Origin of the sequence: Yersinia sp. 2540 StPb PI, assembly GCF_052217165.1 — a bacterium.
GTDB lineage: Bacteria > Pseudomonadota > Gammaproteobacteria > Enterobacterales > Enterobacteriaceae > Yersinia > Yersinia enterocolitica_E.
Genome location: NZ_JAZGQC010000001.1, coordinates 3144926 through 3160056, shown reverse-complemented (window position 1 = coordinate 3160056; position 15131 = coordinate 3144926). Strand labels below are relative to the sequence as shown.

Genomic DNA, 15131 nt, shown 5'->3' with positions numbered 1-15131 from the left:
TAATTACAGGGTTTAAAACCACGGATGAAGTCTTCTATTGTTGCCAAACTGGAAGCGTTACAAGAGCGTCACGAAGAAGTGCTGGCGTATCTTGGCGATGCCAGCGTTATTGCCGATCAAGACCGTTTCCGCGCGTTGTCACGTGAATATGCGCAATTAACGGATGTCACCCGCTGTTTTAAAGAATGGCGCAGCGTGCAAGATGATCTCGAAGCCGCAGAAATGATGCTGGAAGATCTTGAAATGCGCGAAATGGCTCAGGAAGAACTGAAAGAAGCAAAAGCGCGCAGTGAAGAGCTGGAACAGCAGTTGCAAGTGTTGTTGCTCCCTAAAGACCCTGATGATGAGCGTGATTGTTTTCTTGAGATTCGTGCTGGGACCGGTGGTGATGAAGCGGCTATTTTTGCTGGTGACATGTTCCGCATGTACAGCCGTTATGCTGAAGCACGCCGTTGGAAAGTTGAAATCATGAGCGCCAGTGAGGGCGAGCATGGTGGCTATAAAGAAGTGATTGCCAAGGTCTCTGGTGATGGGGTGTTTGGTCAGTTAAAATTCGAGTCAGGTGGTCACCGTGTGCAACGTGTACCCGAAACCGAATCACAAGGCCGTATTCATACCTCTGCCTGTACCGTCGCGGTAATGCCTGCCATTCCTGAAGCTGAGATGCCGGAAATCAATGCCGGTGATTTGCGTATTGATACTTTCCGCTCGTCTGGTGCCGGTGGTCAGCACGTTAACACCACCGATTCGGCAATCCGTATCACCCATATTCCAACGGGCCTGGTGGTGGAGTGTCAGGATGAACGCTCACAACATAAGAACAAAGCCAAGGCGATGTCGGTGTTGGGTGCACGTATCCGTGCCGCAGAAATGCAAAAGCGTCAATTGGCGGAAGCTTCCGAGCGCCGTAATCTGCTTGGTTCAGGTGATCGCTCTGATCGTAATCGCACCTATAACTTCCCACAGGGCCGAGTGACCGATCATCGCATTAACCTGACCCTCTATCGCCTGGATGAAGTGATGGAAGGCAAACTGGATATGCTGATTCAGCCGATTGTGCAGGAATATCAAGCCGACCAGCTCTCTGCGTTGTCAGAGCAAGATTAATGGACTATCAGCAGTGGCTGTCGTTAACGGCAGCCCGTTTCAGTCAGAGTGACAGCCCCAAGCGCGATGCCGAGATTCTATTGAGTTTTGTCACCGCAAAGGCGCGTACTTATGTGTTGGCTTTCGGTGAAACTAAGCTGACAGCCGATCAGTTACAGCGATTGGAACAACTGGCAACCCGGCGTGAGCAGGGGGAACCTATTGCTTATCTGGTTGGGGAGCGCGAATTCTGGTCATTGCCACTCAGTGTTTCCTCCGCCACTCTTATTCCACGCCCTGACACCGAATGTTTGGTTGAACAGGCGTTGGCGCATCTGCCAGCCACTCCTTGCCATATTTTGGATTTGGGTACCGGTACCGGTGCTATTGCTTTGGCGTTAGCCAGTGAGCGGCCAGATTGTGCTGTGGTGGGTGTGGACATCCAAGCCGACGCTGTTGCACTGGCTCGCCATAATGCAGAAAAGCTGGCCATAGATAATGTACATTTTCTGCAAAGTAGCTGGTTTGACGCGGTCGACGGACAATTTACGCTGATTGTTAGCAATCCTCCTTATATTGATGCTGATGACCCGCATCTGAACGAAGGTGATGTCCGCTTTGAGCCTCACAGTGCGCTCGTCGCACCTGCCGAAGGGATGGCTTCACTGGACGAGATTATCCGTTGTGCGCCGGCTTATTTAGAGGCGGGAGGCTGGTTAATGTTGGAGCATGGCTGGCAGCAAGCCGATGCAGTACAGAAATTACTTAAAAACGCCGGATTTAGTGCTGTAATGACGCATAAAGATTATGGTAATAATGATCGTGTTACTTTGGGGCAATGGATCGGCTAATCAAGAAGAATCTGATTTTGTGCGGCATTTATTCGGCAACAAATAAAAAAAACGATAAATATTTAACATAGATAAGGAAGCGAGAGTCATGTGGGTTGATTATATCGCCATGAAGTATTTGCATTTACTCACAGTGGTTATCAGTATTACGCTGTTTGTATTACGTTTCTTTTGGAAATGTCGCGGTTCGGCTATGATGGATAAGCGCTGGGTAAAAATAACGCCACATATCAATGATACGTTGCTATTTGTCAGCGGTATTGTACTGATTTTTATCACTGGATTTTACCCTTTCAGTCCGCAAGGAACATGGCTGACTGAAAAGCTGTTTGGCGTTATTATCTATATCCTGCTTGGCTATGTCGCATTAGGTAAGCGAACCCGCAGCCAGAATCGTCGCTGGCTTGCTTTCATACTCGCATTGGGTTGCCTGTATTTGATTGTCAAACTGGCAACAACTAAATTACCACTGCTGATGGGATATCTATGAGTAGCATTGCTGATTTCGAATTTAACAACGCGTCCCTGTGTGATGGGGTGTTATTGGTTACCCAGGAGATTCGACAGAATTTTCCACTGGTTGATGTACGCAACCAATTACAACAGCTCGTTGATGATGCCCGGGCTGCGATGCCCGCCGATCTCAATCAGGATCAGCAATTAGAAGTGCTTATTGATCTGTTTTACCGTAAATGGAAATTTGGCGGTGCTGGTGGCGTTTATCGCCTGTCAGACGCTATCTGGCTCGATAAAGTGTTGGATAAACGCCAAGGGACGCCAGTATCGCTGGGCGTCATTTTCCTGCACATCGCCCATCAATTGGATCTACCTTTGATGCCAGTTATCTTTCCAACTCAATTAATTCTTCGGGCTGATTGGTTAGATGAAGAAATGTGGCTGATTAATCCGTTAAACGGTGAAACACTTAATGAACATATGCTAGAAGTGTGGATTAAGGGCAACCTGGGTTTGAGCGCCGAACTGGAAGATGAAGATCTGGAAGAAGCGGAAAATACCCTGATTGTGCGTAAAATGCTTGATACATTGAAAGCGGCATTAATGGAAGAGAAGCAGATGGAATTGGCATTGCGTGCCAGTGAAGCGGTATTGGCTTTTGACCCCGATGACCCCTATGAAATCCGCGACCGTGGCTTGATTTATGCCCAACTGGATTGCAACCATATTGCCATCTCTGATTTAAGCTATTTTGTTGAGCAGTGCCCGGAAGATCCGATTGCTGAAATGATAAAAATGCAGATCCACTCCATTGAGCAACAGCGGGTGACATTGCACTGATCTCTTTTATACCACGGTTGTATGGTAGCCATGTCTTGCGGCATAACCGTGGTAATTAACTCGATTTACCCTTTATAAAGGTATTAGTATGAAACAGAAAGTGGTTAGCATTGGCGATATCAACGTAGCGAACGACCTACCTTTCGTGCTGTTCGGCGGCATGAATGTGCTTGAGTCGCGCGACCTGGCAATGCGCATTTGTGAACATTATGTCACGGTGACCCAAAAGTTGGGCATTCCTTATGTGTTTAAAGCCTCGTTCGACAAAGCCAACCGTTCTTCAATTCATTCTTACCGTGGTCCCGGTTTGGAAGAGGGAATGAAAATCTTCCAAGAGCTGAAACAGCAGTTTGGTGTCAAAATCATCACCGATGTGCATGAAGCCAGCCAGGCAAAACCGGTGTCCGAAGTGGTTGATGTTATTCAATTACCGGCATTTTTGGCGCGTCAAACTGATTTGGTTGAAGCTATGGCCCGCACTGGCGCGGTTATCAACGTGAAAAAGCCGCAGTTTGTCAGTCCTGGGCAGATGGGCAATATTGTCGATAAATTTAAAGAAGCCGGTAATGATCAAGTGATCTTGTGTGATCGCGGCAGTAACTTCGGTTATGACAATCTGGTGGTTGATATGTTAGGTATCAACGTTATGGTCCAGGCGACTGGCGGTCATCCAGTTATTTTCGATGTGACTCACGCATTACAATGCCGTGATCCGTTTGGCGCAGCCTCCGGTGGCCGCCGTGCTCAAGTGGCTGAACTGGCGCGTGCTGGCATGGCTGTTGGTTTGGCAGGGTTGTTTATCGAAGCGCACCCAGAGCCGAACAGCGCCAAGTGTGATGGCCCGTCAGCTTTGCCATTAGACAAACTAGAACCGTTCCTGGTGCAGATGAAAGCTATCGATGATTTGGTGAAGAGTTTCCCGGTGCTGGATACCAGCAAGTAAAAAGTGTTCGCCGGTAATATTTGAATAAAGAAAAGGCAGTGTAGGTAACTACACTGCCTTTTTTGAAAACCGTCATACTCACTCAAAGGGACTAACCTCTTACGCGTAAAGCCTCCAGCGCTTCTGGCAGTGACCCATAAAAACTCAACTTGCCTTCAATGGGCTGCACTCTGGCTCTTGCCAGCGTCTTCAGCGGCTGGAAAGGAATATCCGTGATAACGAGCTGTTGTTGCTCGCCCAGCGCCTCTGTGAAGCGTAGGAACGCATTTAGGCCACCGGCATCCAGAACCGGTACTGCATCCCACTGCAAAATAATGGTTTGATAATTCTCACAACGGCTGAGTAACTCATTAAATATCCGCTCTGCGGCAGCGAAAAACAGTGGCCCGTTCACTCGCAATACCAGCGTATGCTCATCAACAGTCGCGGGTATCTCACTCAGGCGCGTCATGCGCGCAATGCGCCGCATAAACAGCAGCGAGGCCAACACAATACCCACCGTGATTGCAATCACCATGTCAAATAATACGGTCAGGCTCATGCACAACAACATCACAATAATGTCATCTTTAGGCGCTCGGCGCAGGAGATCAACGACTTTATGTGCCTCACTCATGTTCCAGGCCACAATCAGTAGCAGAGACGCCATCGCAGCTAAAGGCAGATAAGACAACATCGGTGCCAGTACCAGTAACGCCAGTAAGACCAACAGTGCGTGGATGATGGCTGACACCGGTGAGGTTGCACCTGCGCGAACATTAGCCGCAGAACGAGCAATGGCGGCAGTCGCAGTGATCCCGCCAAAGAATGGTGCAATGATATTCCCCAGCCCCTGACCGACTAACTCACTGTTGGAGTGATGTTTTTGTCCTGTCATACCATCAAGTACGACGGCGCAGAGCAATGACTCAATTGCGCCCAGCATTGCCATAGAAAAGGCTGCGGGCAGTAATGCAGAGAAGGTTGCCCAGTTCAATACAAATGGCTGACTATTGGCAGCAGGTAAATTCCACGGCAAGACAAATTGCGGCAGGATGGGGGGGATACCGTGGCCTTGGGTGCCATCGGCCAGTAAATAGCCAAAGCGTGAGCCGATAGTCGCCACTTGATGATCAAATAGGGATAACACCGCCATGACGGCAGTACCCGCAACCAATGCCGGTAAGTGACCCGGTAACTTTAATTTTAACCGTGGCCAGAGTATTAATACCAGCAGGGTGACGGTTGCAATTAACGTATCACTGAGGTTGATAGTTGGCATTGCTTGAGCCAACGCGGCAACTTTACCAGCATAATTTTCCGGCACTTCTGTCAGGTGCAGGCCAAAGAAATCTTTCACCTGCATGGTGGCAATGGTGATACCAATACCTGAGGTAAAACCGAGGGTGACGGACAGCGGGATATATTCAATCAATCGGCCAAGTCGCCCTAGGCCCATAAATAATAAAAATATACCGGAGATCAGTGTAGCCAGAAGTAAACCCGCTAAACCAAACTGCTGTGATACCGGATAGAGAATAACCACAAAAGCGGCAGTGGGGCCGGATACGCTATAGCGGGAGCCGCCGGTGACCGCAATGACAATACCGGCAATAGCGGAGGTATATAAGCCGTATTGTGGTGGGACACCACTGGCAATAGCCAGTGCCATCGCCAGTGGGATAGCAATGATACCGACAGTGACACCGGCAATTATATCTTTGAGAAGTCTTTGAAGTGTATAGGTTTCTCGCCAGCAAGCGTCAATAAGCGCGCTGAACGGCCTAATGCCGTTAATTCCGTGCGTTTTCATCTAAGGTGCAAACCAAATAAAGAAAAGACAAAATAAATGGCGGGCCAGTAAGGGTCCGTCTCGAGTAGCAGAACACAACGATACGCCAATTAGGTGACTAAGATCTAGATGTATATCAATCTCAGTCGGAAAATCAGATAACTGTCGGTTTTATAAAGAGGGTTAAATGAACGGATTCATGGTGGACCAGTGCATTCCTCCCCTGAATAAATGAAAAGTGGATATTATCCTCACTAGCGCCTTCTTTTAGACCCAAGTATCGGAAATTGAACAATAAGCATCCAAGCCAGGGCTGCATCCTGTGTGCGAAATCGAAAGCGGGTGATTAGGCGACATCTTGTTACATAAATTGAAGGACTGGTCCCATAATGAAATTATTCAGGAATAAAACCTGTCTCACAGCTAAGATTTGAGTTAGAAACTATGACTATTAACCATGCTTAATATTTAGGATTTCCAATGAATATATTCGACGTAAAACGTTACTTAATGTTAGTTGGCAATAAGACAAACCAATGTCAGCCAAAATTCTCGCTGAGAATTCAAAGGATTAATGCTACGCCATGAGCGAATTAGAATCTCTATCGACACTATACCGAGATGCTTGTGTCACCTATGCGACGCTCTCAATCAGTTATTTTGCCTTAAGTAAGAACAGTGCTTTTTCTTACAATGGGGATGTCTGGAAACGTATTCTATTTGGTGTCGCATCGGGACTGGTTTCACTTTATCTGAATCAGGACCAGTGGGTGATTTCAGGTGCGTTTTTCTATAGTTTCGAGTTGATTCCGATTATTTTGGTCACTTTCTATGGTGGTTGGTTAAGTAGCTTGACAGCATTGCTGATTAATTTTGCTTTCACAGGCTGGTTTACCCTCGACAATATTCTTATAACAATAATATTTATTCCGCTCATACTGTCACGAGTCTGGGAGCGAAAAAGCAATCGTATTTTTTATACCGCAATCCTCGCTATTGCGATTTATCGTATGGTCGTTGCTATATTAGTTGCCCCGCATATTTTGACCTGGGCCCAGGTGATAGTATATCAACTGATTTCCGCGCTCTGTTTGGCTATTTGCTACCATGCACTGAATTTTAAAGAGCGTCATATCTCCGCCTATTTTTCGATGAAAAACCGGGCGAATATTGACAAATTAACTCAGCTAAATAACCGGGCAAGTATTGATTATCGATTAACGGCAATTCACAACAGTCGCCAGGCGTGTGGTTTAATGATTCTGGATCTGGACCATTTTAAGTCGGTGAATGACAGCTATGGTCATGACGGTGGTGATTTACTTCTAACAGAAGTGGGGAAGCTGTTGACGTCAATCATTCGTGATGAGGATTTTGTTGGCCGTTATGGCGGTGAAGAGTTTATTGTTATAACCCGCCGCCATGAACCACAAACGATTAAAGCGGTTGCCGAGCGAATTCTCCAACAAGTTGAGAATCTTGCGGTGGTTTTACCTGACGGACGTAAAATAAAGGCCACCATCTCGATTGGTGCGTCTCTTTATTTGCCTGGAATGTCGATGCTAAAAGCATTAAAAATGACGGATGAAGCACTTTATCAGGCGAAGAAACAAGGGCGCAATCAAGTAGTTTATAGCCGATTAATGCCATTTTCCCCATTGGGAGACCGCATAGATAAAGAGAGGCACCGCCGTAAGTTGTAGAAACACCTTGGTGGGAGTCACGAAAAAGGCTCTGACTTTCGTCAGAGCCTTTTGCTCGAATATGGCGGTGAGAGAGGGGTTCGAACCCTCGATACACTTACGCGTATACACACTTTCCAGGCGTGCTCCTTCAGCCACTCAGACACCTCACCGTTATGTTACCGCGCTAAGCACGGCAACGGGGCGGTACTATAGGGACCAGCAGGCAGATGGTCAAGCAGTATTTACCCGTTGCCATTCATCTGGTTATTCTGCATGCATATAGCGTAAATCACCGGCAAATTATAAGCAATTAACGCCAATTTTTCGCCTGCAGAGGTGAATCAACCATCACATAATCGGCACCGAGATCTTTAGCTAGTTGATAATCTTTTGCAGAGTTTATGCCAATCAGCAAAATTTTTGCATCTTCGCTCTGCTTGAAACAGTCCATTGCCTGTTGATTCCAAACCAATTGGGTCCGGGTTGTTCCTTTACCCAAGGTGAGTTTCTCCACGACCTTTACATCACGTCTTAATTCAAAGGCATAATGTCTATTCTGGCTGCTAATAAATGAATTGCCCTTGTTTTTGGCTATTATACATTCATCTGCCATCACCGCAGTAGCTAAAATTTTACGGGTTTTATTACGTGTCTCGAATTTACTTATATAATCAGGTAGCGCATTAAGATATTTTTTCTCAGTAGAATAGAAAACAATGCGGTCAGGTGAGAGAATATTTTCTCTCACTTCTGTTATGGCATTCGCTATTATTTTTGGATCTGCATCAGGAGACTTAATATCTATAGTGAATTTTGTTTGTGGGAATGATAATAAAACCTGATGTAGTGAGGGGATCTTTACTCCCCATCCGCGGAATTTATACTGATCGTCACTTTTAAAGTGATAGGCCGCATCTAATAACTGTAATTCTTGCCAAGAGTGGTCAGAAACCAGGCCGTTGCCGTCAGTCAATTCGCTCAAATCTTTGGGCCGATAGAGTACTAAAACACCATCTTTACTGAGTTGAACCGAGACCCAAATAATATCAGCGTTATTTGATAACGCTTTACTGATGGCATGTCGAGTGTTTTCTGGGTAATCGGCTGTTCCTGCACGATGAGCAACGATTAACGGCGAGGCTGATAGGGAGTTAACACACAGGGTCAATAGTAAAGAAATAAAATAAAATCGCTTATTTTTCATTTGATACCTCGATATGGGTTATTTCGGATTTATAATATTCCTTATCTTGTAACATGTAATATTGAACTGGAAATAAACCAATTAGTAATAGAGGCATTTAATAAAGTGATTATGTTTATGCCCGTCATACTTAAAGCTGCATGTGCGTTGGCTACGCTCAATAATCTGAATTACTTACAAATGTAAGCCCATCGGGATTAATGAGCCTCACCCTACGGGCTAGCATAAATGCTGTTCAAATCGATTCCCGACCGATTTGTATTTCGTTTGCCGCCTTCCTGCAACTCGAATTATTTAGGGTGTATCTGTCTGAAACGACATTTGGCAGGAAATAAAGCTATCTGAAGGCGAAAAAAAACGGCAATCGGGTTAACAGGTTCAGGTATGAAACCAGACATGTTATCGATTGCCGCTTCGTTTGTCGTAGAAACCGAGGTTCATCTACAGACTAAATATGGCGGTGAGGGAGGGGTTCGAACCCTCGATACGCTTACACGTATACACACTTTCCAGGCGTGCTCCTTCAGCCACTCAGACACCTCACCGTGTTACAGCTATCAACTACGCTAAACGCGGTCGACCGGCGTAATGTAGGCAAAAGTGTGCCCAGCGTCAACCCTCTTATATTGGCTTTGTTACTGTTTAGCTAAAGTTACAGCAGTTTGCTGATTTCATCGTCATTTCTTGCGGGTAACACTTGCATCTGACCGTTAATCGCGGAAATCTATCAGGTACTTTCGCAAGGAGCTGGCAAATAATGAATATTATTTTTTATCACCCGTTTTTTGAAGCAAAACAGTGGTTGTCAGGCATACAATCTCGTTTGCCCACGGCGAAAATCAGGCAGTGGCGACGTGGTGATACACAACCGGCGGATTATGCTCTCGTCTGGCAGCCACCACAGGAAATGCTCGCCAGACGTGTTGAACTGAAAGGCATTTTTGCTTTAGGGGCGGGGGTCGATGCTATTTTGGATCAAGAGCGCCGCTCTCCGGGCACATTGCCAACCGGAGTGCCGTTGGTACGATTGGAAGACTCTGGTATGTCATTGCAAATGCAGGAGTATGTGGTAGCCAGTGTATTGCGATATTTCCGCCGAATGGATGAGTATCAACTGCAACAACAGCAGAAAGTGTGGCAACCGCTGGAGCCGCATCAGCATGATAAATTTACCATAGGTATTCTTGGGGCGGGGGTATTAGGTAAAAGCGTGGCCCACAAATTGGCTGAGTTTGGTTTTACCGTGCGTTGTTGGAGCCGTACACCAAAACAGATTGAGGGTATAACCAGTTTTGCCGGCAAAGAGAAACTATCGACTTTCCTGCAAGGGACACAATTATTGATTAATTTGCTGCCCAATACGCCCGAAACTGTCGGTATCTTGAACCAATCGCTGTTTTCACAATTGAATGCTAACGCTTATGTGATCAATATTGCGCGTGGTGCACATTTATTGGAGCGTGATCTATTAACTGCAATGAGTGTTGGGAGCGTCGCAGCGGCGACATTGGATGTATTTGCTGAGGAACCCTTACCGTCAATGCATCCTTTCTGGAGTCACCCACGCATCACTATTACACCGCATATTGCAGCGATAACCCTGCCGGAGATAGCGATGGATCAGGTAGTTGCCAATATTCAAGCCATCGAAGCGGGGAGAGTGCCAGCGGGCCTGGTCGATGTGGTACGAGGTTACTGATTTACATACTGACTCGGTTCGATGAGATATAGCGATAGCCCTGCAAGTAAGGGCTTTAGCGCTGTTGATGAGAAGAATTCCTGCTATCATTAGCAGTCTATGCTTTACCTGCAAAAAAGCCATCTTGCCTTAAAAGACTTTGTGGAGTAGTCATGTATCCTGTTGATTTACATATGCATACCATCGCCAGCACCCATGCTTACAGCACCCTGCACGATTACATTGCCGAAGCTAAGTTAAAAAATATTAAGCTGTTTGCCATTACTGACCATGGCCCGGATATGGCTGATGCCCCGCATTACTGGCACTTTATGAACATGCGTGTCTGGCCACGGTTGGTAGATGGTGTGGGTATTTTGCGCGGTATTGAGGCCAATATTAAGAATTTGGACGGTGATATCGATTGTACCGGCCCGATGCTTGATGCCATCGACCTGCTAATTGCCGGCTTCCATGAACCTGTATTCCCGCCTCAAGACAAAGCCGCCAATACTCAGGCAATGATTGCGGCCATGGCACAAGGGAATGTGCACATCATCAGCCATCCCGGTAATCCTAAATATCCTGTTGATATTCCAGCTATTGCTGATGCAGCGGCAAAATACAATGTGGCGTTGGAGTTGAATAACTCGTCCTTTACGCATTCACGCAAGGGCAGCGAAGCGAACTGCCGGGCGATTGCCGAAGCGGTCCGTGATGCCGGTGGCTGGTTGGCATTAGGTTCTGACTCCCATATTGCCTATTCATTGGGGATTTTCGAACATTGTGAGCGGATTATTGCTGAGGTGAATTTCCCGCCAGACCGTATTTTGAATGTTAGCCCGCGCCGGTTACTGAATTACCTTGAGCAACGTGGCCGCCCGGTAATCCCTGAGTTGGCTGATTTATAATATAAAGTATGTGACATTGTCACTTGTGGTTTAAATATTTATAAGAAACAGGAAGATGTAAATGAATGATTTCTCTCTGGTGTGCCGGGTTCTTGGGTCACTATTTTATCGCCAACCACAAGATCCGCTACTGGCCCCCCTTTTTGCGCTGATAAGTCAGGGTAAATTAGAGCAGCACTGGCCACTGGAACAAGGTGAGCTGCTGACGCGTTTGCAACAAGAGTATCAGCCACAGGCGGTGGCCGCTGATTATAACGCGTTGTTCGTCGGCGACGATGGTAGCGTGTCACCTTATGGCAGCGATTATGACGATGCTTGCCCAGAAGCTGAGGTCAGAGCGTTTTTGCAACAACGAGGGATGCCGCTGGGCGATGGGCCAACTGATCATTTTGGCGGGTTATTATTGGCTGCCTCTTGGCTGGAAGACCAGGCCGCAGAGGATGAGATTGCGGCTCAAACCGCACTGTTTAACGACTATTTACTGCCCTGGTGTGGTCGCTTTCTCGGCAAAGTAGAGGCCCACGCTAACACCGGCTTTTATCGGACGTTGGCTCAGTTGAGCCGCGAAGCGTTACAGGCAATGTGGGATGAGTTGTCTGAAGATACTCTGCCGACTTAAGTAACCCTGGTTGGATTAATGAGCCTCATTCTTTGAGGCTCACACTGCGAGCTAGCATAAATACTGTTCAAACCGGTTCCCGACCGATTTGTCATTCGTTTACTGCAACGCCAATGACATTTGGTATCAGTGACGATGCAGCAGACGATAGCCTGTAAACCTCGCAGTGCAGCTAGTCAGTCAGTGGGATGACTAACTGGCCTGGTTTCACTTCTAAACCTTTTGCCAGCTTTTTCGCCATCCCTTCAGCTTTACTCTTTTCACTGTCCAACACATAGACCGGTTGCTGATCAAAGTAGGATTTCAACGACTGATTCAGATAAGGGGTCAGTGCTTTCATCACTGAATCCATTTTTTCCGGCTTAACGGTATAATCAGTCAATTCCATATCTTTTAGGAAGATAGCGCCTTTCTCACGATCGAATATCGGTTGCGCTTTTAGTGTCAGCGTCATATCCGCACTTTGTGGGCCAAGGATCGAGGTAATGTCTACTTTGGCATTACCGGTTAAGGTCACTTTACCAGGCTCAGTACGGCCAATCTGGCTCTGCAATTGCGTCAAGATAATGTGGGCGTCAACCAGACCGGGTATGCCAATCTGCTTTTCATAGTTATTGTGTTTTTGCAGATATTCATTGATTTCCTGTTCGCTCAATGTGTATTGAGTTAATTGGTTACAGCCGACCAGTGTCGTGGTCACAATCAGCGCAGCAGCGCCCCACATTAATGTCTTCATCAAAACCTCATAGCAATATTTACTAAACAAACCAGATGGCGCATCACATCAAACCAGACAAACAGGCCAATAGTAACCGGTTAATCCACTGTTTTGTATTATTAACCCTATTTGTTCAACCAGGGTTCAGGATTGCGGACAATAATGCGGCGGTGGGGGGCATCTGCCAATCGGATAACCCCGAATCAACGTTGGTTTGAAAAGAGAATAAAAAGATGCCAGAGAGGCTTGGCGACTCTGGCGCTAGTGCTAACGACAGAATAGTGCTAGCTGCCGCTTAGCATGGCAGACTCGATACGGCGCTGATTAAACTGCCAGTAAAGCCCGGCCAGCGTAATTACCCCAATAACGCCCAGCAGGAACCAGGGTAACTCCGGCATTTCCAGCGTTCGGCCAGTATCGTACATCCAGCCGCCACCGGTATAGCCTAATGCGCCGCCCAACGCTAGCCCCAGACGGCTAAAGCCCATATAGCTGCCACGTGCGCGCGAGTCGGCCAGCGAAGCCCCCAGGGTTTCACGTGCGGGTTCAGCGATAATTGAACCTGTATAGAAGAAGCAAATGAACATAAACAGTGTTTGCAGGTGGGAAATCAAGCCGATCGGAAACAGGCTTAATATCATGATTAATAGCCCAAACATGAGGCGCTGTTCGAGGCGAAAACGTTTCTCGCTCCAGCGAGCAAGTGGGTAAAGCAATGTCAAAGAAAGCGCGGCCTCAATGGCGTACATCCATTTAACGGCAGCAGGAGACCCCGCAATCTCATTTACCACGATCGGCAGCATGAGCATCACCTGTACCGACAGCATGTAATAGCCTGTTAGCGTCAGGACATAAGTTACAAAGCGGCGATCACGTAGCACCCGCATTAAACCTTCTTTCATTGGCGCACGCACGGTGGAAATGCGATACGCGGGCAGCAACCAAAGGTTCCAGCCTGCAGCCAAAATGAAGATTACCGCGCCAGTCCAACAGACAAAATGGAAGTCGTATTGCAGCAACCAACTGCCGATTAATGCGCCGATCACCGCACCTGCACTGTCTTGCATCATCAGCAGGGAGTAAAAACGGCCACGTTCATGGGGGCGGGTTAATTTGATAACCAAAGCGGTACGCGGCGGATCAAATAGGGTGCCACCTAAGCCAGATAGCGCACAAGCCAGCAGGAGTATCCAAGGTTCATCGGCCATTGCCATAAATGCAAAGCCCGCAGCCCGCATCAGCATACCGGTAACAATCATTGGCTTGGCACCGAAACGGTCGGCAATGGCACCACCAAAGATGCCTAACCCTTGTTGGACAAGTTGCCTTAGTCCCAAGGCCAGGCCAACGAGCACCGCAGCCCAACCCAGTTGATCGACAAATCGGATAGAGATGAGTGGGAAGACAACGAAAAAACCCAACACAACTAATAAGTTATCAAGCAATAAAAAATACTTACCCAAGCTCCGAGCTTGCGATACCAAGGCCATGCTTCACCGTCAGAAATTAAATATGGAGGGAATAAAAACACGCTTATAGTTTGTACCCAAATTGATAGAAACGATAGGGGGTAGATTGATAATATTTTTTTATCGTCAATACGTTACCTCATCGATTATTCATAATAAAATGCTTATTCACCGCTTTAACCAGGTGATTTCATTGTGTCCTCGTGTGCAAAGTTTGCAAGGGCGGTTTTACGCAGGGTATGGGCAACAGGTATATTGAAGTAAAAGATTGTCGCTAAATTAAGTACAGAGTGCAGCCCAAGGGGAGCAGATGTTCGGCTATCATTCAGCAACACCTAAAATACGCCTGACGACGGACCGCATGTCATTGCGGTTGGTTCATGAACGTGATGCCTACCGCATGGCGGAGTATTATGCTGAAAATCAGGTATTTCTCAAACCATGGGAACCCGTGCGCGATCAAAGTCATTGCATGCCCTCCGGTTGGCAGGCGCGGCTGGGTATGATCATGGAGCTACAAAAGCAGGGGAGCGCCTACTACTTTATTCTGCTGGACCCAGAAGAGAAAGAAGTGCGCGGAGTGGCTAACTTTAGCAATGTACTGCGAGGTTCGTTCCATGCCTGTTTTCTGGGTTATTCATTAGGTGAGCGCTGGCAGGGGCAGGGTTTAATGTTTGAAGCGTTGCAGCCGCTGATTCGTTATATGCAGCGGCAGGAACGGATGCACCGTATCATGGCTAATTATATGCCGCACAATCATCGCAGTGGCAACTTACTGACACGCCTTGGATTTGAGCGTGAAGGTTACGCCAAGGATTATTTACTGATTGATGGTCAGTGGCGCGACCATGTGCTGACTGCTTTGACTAATAAAGAATGGACGCCAACTCGCTGAGGTCA

Annotated in this window: 14 protein-coding genes and 2 tRNA genes; 10 read left to right on the top strand and 6 right to left on the bottom strand. The window is 47.1% G+C overall.

The genetic code is table 11. The features are described 5' to 3' along the window. Positions 1 to 24: 24 nt before the first annotated feature. The 5 genes from prfA to kdsA all read left to right on the top strand — a co-directional run bounded on the left by prfA (position 25) and on the right by kdsA (position 4176). Positions 25 to 1107 carry a peptide chain release factor 1 gene (gene prfA, locus V1956_RS14415; RefSeq protein WP_005185162.1) on the top strand — a complete coding sequence of 361 codons (1083 nt, stop codon included), beginning with the start codon at positions 25 to 27 and terminating at the stop codon, positions 1105 to 1107. Beyond that, the gene (gene prmC / locus V1956_RS14410) at positions 1107 to 1937 is read left to right on the top strand and encodes a peptide chain release factor N(5)-glutamine methyltransferase (RefSeq protein ID WP_420074470.1); all 831 of its coding nucleotides are present in this window, start codon (positions 1107 to 1109) and stop codon (positions 1935 to 1937) included. The genes prfA and prmC overlap by 1 nt, the downstream gene beginning before the upstream one ends. 88 nt (positions 1938 to 2025) lie before the next feature. Then, the gene (locus V1956_RS14405) at positions 2026 to 2427 is read left to right on the top strand and encodes a SirB2 family protein (RefSeq protein ID WP_005185164.1); all 402 of its coding nucleotides are present in this window, start codon (positions 2026 to 2028) and stop codon (positions 2425 to 2427) included. Continuing rightward, on the top strand, positions 2424 to 3233 hold the full coding sequence (gene sirB1, locus V1956_RS14400; protein ID WP_372558901.1) for an invasion regulator SirB1: 810 nt from the start codon (positions 2424 to 2426) through the stop codon (positions 3231 to 3233). Before V1956_RS14405 ends, sirB1 begins: the two co-directional genes overlap by 4 nt. A gap of 88 nt (positions 3234 to 3321) precedes the next feature. Continuing rightward, on the top strand, positions 3322 to 4176 hold the full coding sequence (kdsA, locus tag V1956_RS14395) for a 3-deoxy-8-phosphooctulonate synthase (protein ID WP_005185168.1): 855 nt from the start codon (positions 3322 to 3324) through the stop codon (positions 4174 to 4176). A gap of 91 nt (positions 4177 to 4267) precedes the next feature. Here kdsA and dauA read toward each other — a convergent pair whose 3' ends face one another. Beyond that, positions 4268 to 5968, bottom strand: a complete 1701-nt coding sequence (gene dauA, locus V1956_RS14390; RefSeq protein ID WP_372558902.1) for a C4-dicarboxylic acid transporter DauA — start codon at positions 5966 to 5968, stop codon at positions 4268 to 4270. A 563-nt stretch (positions 5969 to 6531) separates the two neighbouring features. Here dauA and V1956_RS14385 point away from each other — a divergent pair. Further along, on the top strand, positions 6532 to 7650 hold the full coding sequence (locus tag V1956_RS14385; protein WP_420074469.1) for a GGDEF domain-containing protein: 1119 nt from the start codon (positions 6532 to 6534) through the stop codon (positions 7648 to 7650). Positions 7651 to 7712: 62 nt separating this feature from the next. Here the strand turns inward: V1956_RS14385 and V1956_RS14380 are convergent. The 3 genes from V1956_RS14380 to V1956_RS14370 all read right to left on the bottom strand — a co-directional run bounded on the left by V1956_RS14380 (position 7713) and on the right by V1956_RS14370 (position 9381). Further along, positions 7713 to 7802, bottom strand: a tRNA-Ser gene (locus V1956_RS14380). Positions 7803 to 7942: 140 nt separating this feature from the next. After that, positions 7943 to 8836 (bottom strand): glycerophosphodiester phosphodiesterase family protein, encoded by an 894-nt coding sequence (locus V1956_RS14375; RefSeq protein ID WP_372558904.1) that lies wholly within the window; start codon positions 8834 to 8836, stop codon positions 7943 to 7945. 455 nt (positions 8837 to 9291) lie between these two features. Then, a tRNA-Ser gene (locus tag V1956_RS14370) sits at positions 9292 to 9381 on the bottom strand. Positions 9382 to 9593: 212 nt separating this feature from the next. On the opposite strand from V1956_RS14370, the gene ghrA reads away from it, so the two are divergent. The 3 genes from ghrA (at position 9594) to V1956_RS14355 (ending at position 12044) form a co-directional block, all read left to right on the top strand. Beyond that, positions 9594 to 10535 (top strand): glyoxylate/hydroxypyruvate reductase GhrA, encoded by a 942-nt coding sequence (gene ghrA / locus V1956_RS14365; RefSeq protein WP_372558905.1) that lies wholly within the window; start codon positions 9594 to 9596, stop codon positions 10533 to 10535. Between the two features lie 152 nt (positions 10536 to 10687). Continuing rightward, the gene (locus V1956_RS14360) at positions 10688 to 11425 is read left to right on the top strand and encodes a phosphatase (protein ID WP_372558906.1); all 738 of its coding nucleotides are present in this window, start codon (positions 10688 to 10690) and stop codon (positions 11423 to 11425) included. Positions 11426 to 11486: 61 nt separating this feature from the next. Beyond that, entirely contained in the window at positions 11487 to 12044 is a 558-nt protein-coding gene (locus V1956_RS14355) for a TorD/DmsD family molecular chaperone (protein ID WP_372558907.1), read from the top strand. Between the two features lie 172 nt (positions 12045 to 12216). Here the strand turns inward: V1956_RS14355 and V1956_RS14350 are convergent, their stop codons facing one another. Both V1956_RS14350 and mdtH read right to left on the bottom strand, forming a co-directional pair. Then, entirely contained in the window at positions 12217 to 12780 is a 564-nt protein-coding gene (locus V1956_RS14350; protein ID WP_372558908.1) for a lipoprotein, read from the bottom strand. 266 nt (positions 12781 to 13046) lie between these two features. Further along, on the bottom strand, positions 13047 to 14252 hold the full coding sequence (mdtH, locus tag V1956_RS14345; RefSeq protein WP_442825247.1) for a multidrug efflux MFS transporter MdtH: 1206 nt from the start codon (positions 14250 to 14252) through the stop codon (positions 13047 to 13049). A gap of 289 nt (positions 14253 to 14541) precedes the next feature. Between mdtH and rimJ the strand changes: the two genes are divergently transcribed. Continuing rightward, on the top strand, positions 14542 to 15126 hold the full coding sequence (gene rimJ, locus V1956_RS14340) for a ribosomal protein S5-alanine N-acetyltransferase (RefSeq protein WP_420071064.1): 585 nt from the start codon (positions 14542 to 14544) through the stop codon (positions 15124 to 15126). Positions 15127 to 15131: the final 5 nt, after the last annotated feature.

What these genes read in the sequence shown, in the direction of transcription:
- rimJ (WP_420071064.1), top strand. Translation starts at nt 14,542, where the DNA reads ATGTTCGGCTATCATTCAGCAACACCTAAAATACGCCTGACGACGGAC.
- ghrA (WP_372558905.1), top strand. Translation starts at nt 9,594, where the DNA reads ATGAATATTATTTTTTATCACCCGTTTTTTGAAGCAAAACAGTGGTTG.
- sirB1 (WP_372558901.1), top strand. Translation starts at nt 2,424, where the DNA reads ATGAGTAGCATTGCTGATTTCGAATTTAACAACGCGTCCCTGTGTGAT.
- V1956_RS14385 (WP_420074469.1), top strand. Translation starts at nt 6,532, where the DNA reads ATGAGCGAATTAGAATCTCTATCGACACTATACCGAGATGCTTGTGTC.
- V1956_RS14360 (WP_372558906.1), top strand. Translation starts at nt 10,688, where the DNA reads ATGTATCCTGTTGATTTACATATGCATACCATCGCCAGCACCCATGCT.
- dauA (WP_372558902.1), bottom strand. Translation starts at nt 5,968, where the DNA reads ATGAAAACGCACGGAATTAACGGCATTAGGCCGTTCAGCGCGCTTATT.
- V1956_RS14375 (WP_372558904.1), bottom strand. Translation starts at nt 8,836, where the DNA reads ATGAAAAATAAGCGATTTTATTTTATTTCTTTACTATTGACCCTGTGT.
- kdsA (WP_005185168.1), top strand. Translation starts at nt 3,322, where the DNA reads ATGAAACAGAAAGTGGTTAGCATTGGCGATATCAACGTAGCGAACGAC.
- mdtH (WP_442825247.1), bottom strand. Translation starts at nt 14,252, where the DNA reads ATGGCCTTGGTATCGCAAGCTCGGAGCTTGGGTAAGTATTTTTTATTG.
- V1956_RS14350 (WP_372558908.1), bottom strand. Translation starts at nt 12,780, where the DNA reads ATGAAGACATTAATGTGGGGCGCTGCTGCGCTGATTGTGACCACGACA.
- prfA (WP_005185162.1), top strand. Translation starts at nt 25, where the DNA reads ATGAAGTCTTCTATTGTTGCCAAACTGGAAGCGTTACAAGAGCGTCAC.
- V1956_RS14355 (WP_372558907.1), top strand. Translation starts at nt 11,487, where the DNA reads ATGAATGATTTCTCTCTGGTGTGCCGGGTTCTTGGGTCACTATTTTAT.
- V1956_RS14405 (WP_005185164.1), top strand. Translation starts at nt 2,026, where the DNA reads ATGTGGGTTGATTATATCGCCATGAAGTATTTGCATTTACTCACAGTG.
- prmC (WP_420074470.1), top strand. Translation starts at nt 1,107, where the DNA reads ATGGACTATCAGCAGTGGCTGTCGTTAACGGCAGCCCGTTTCAGTCAG.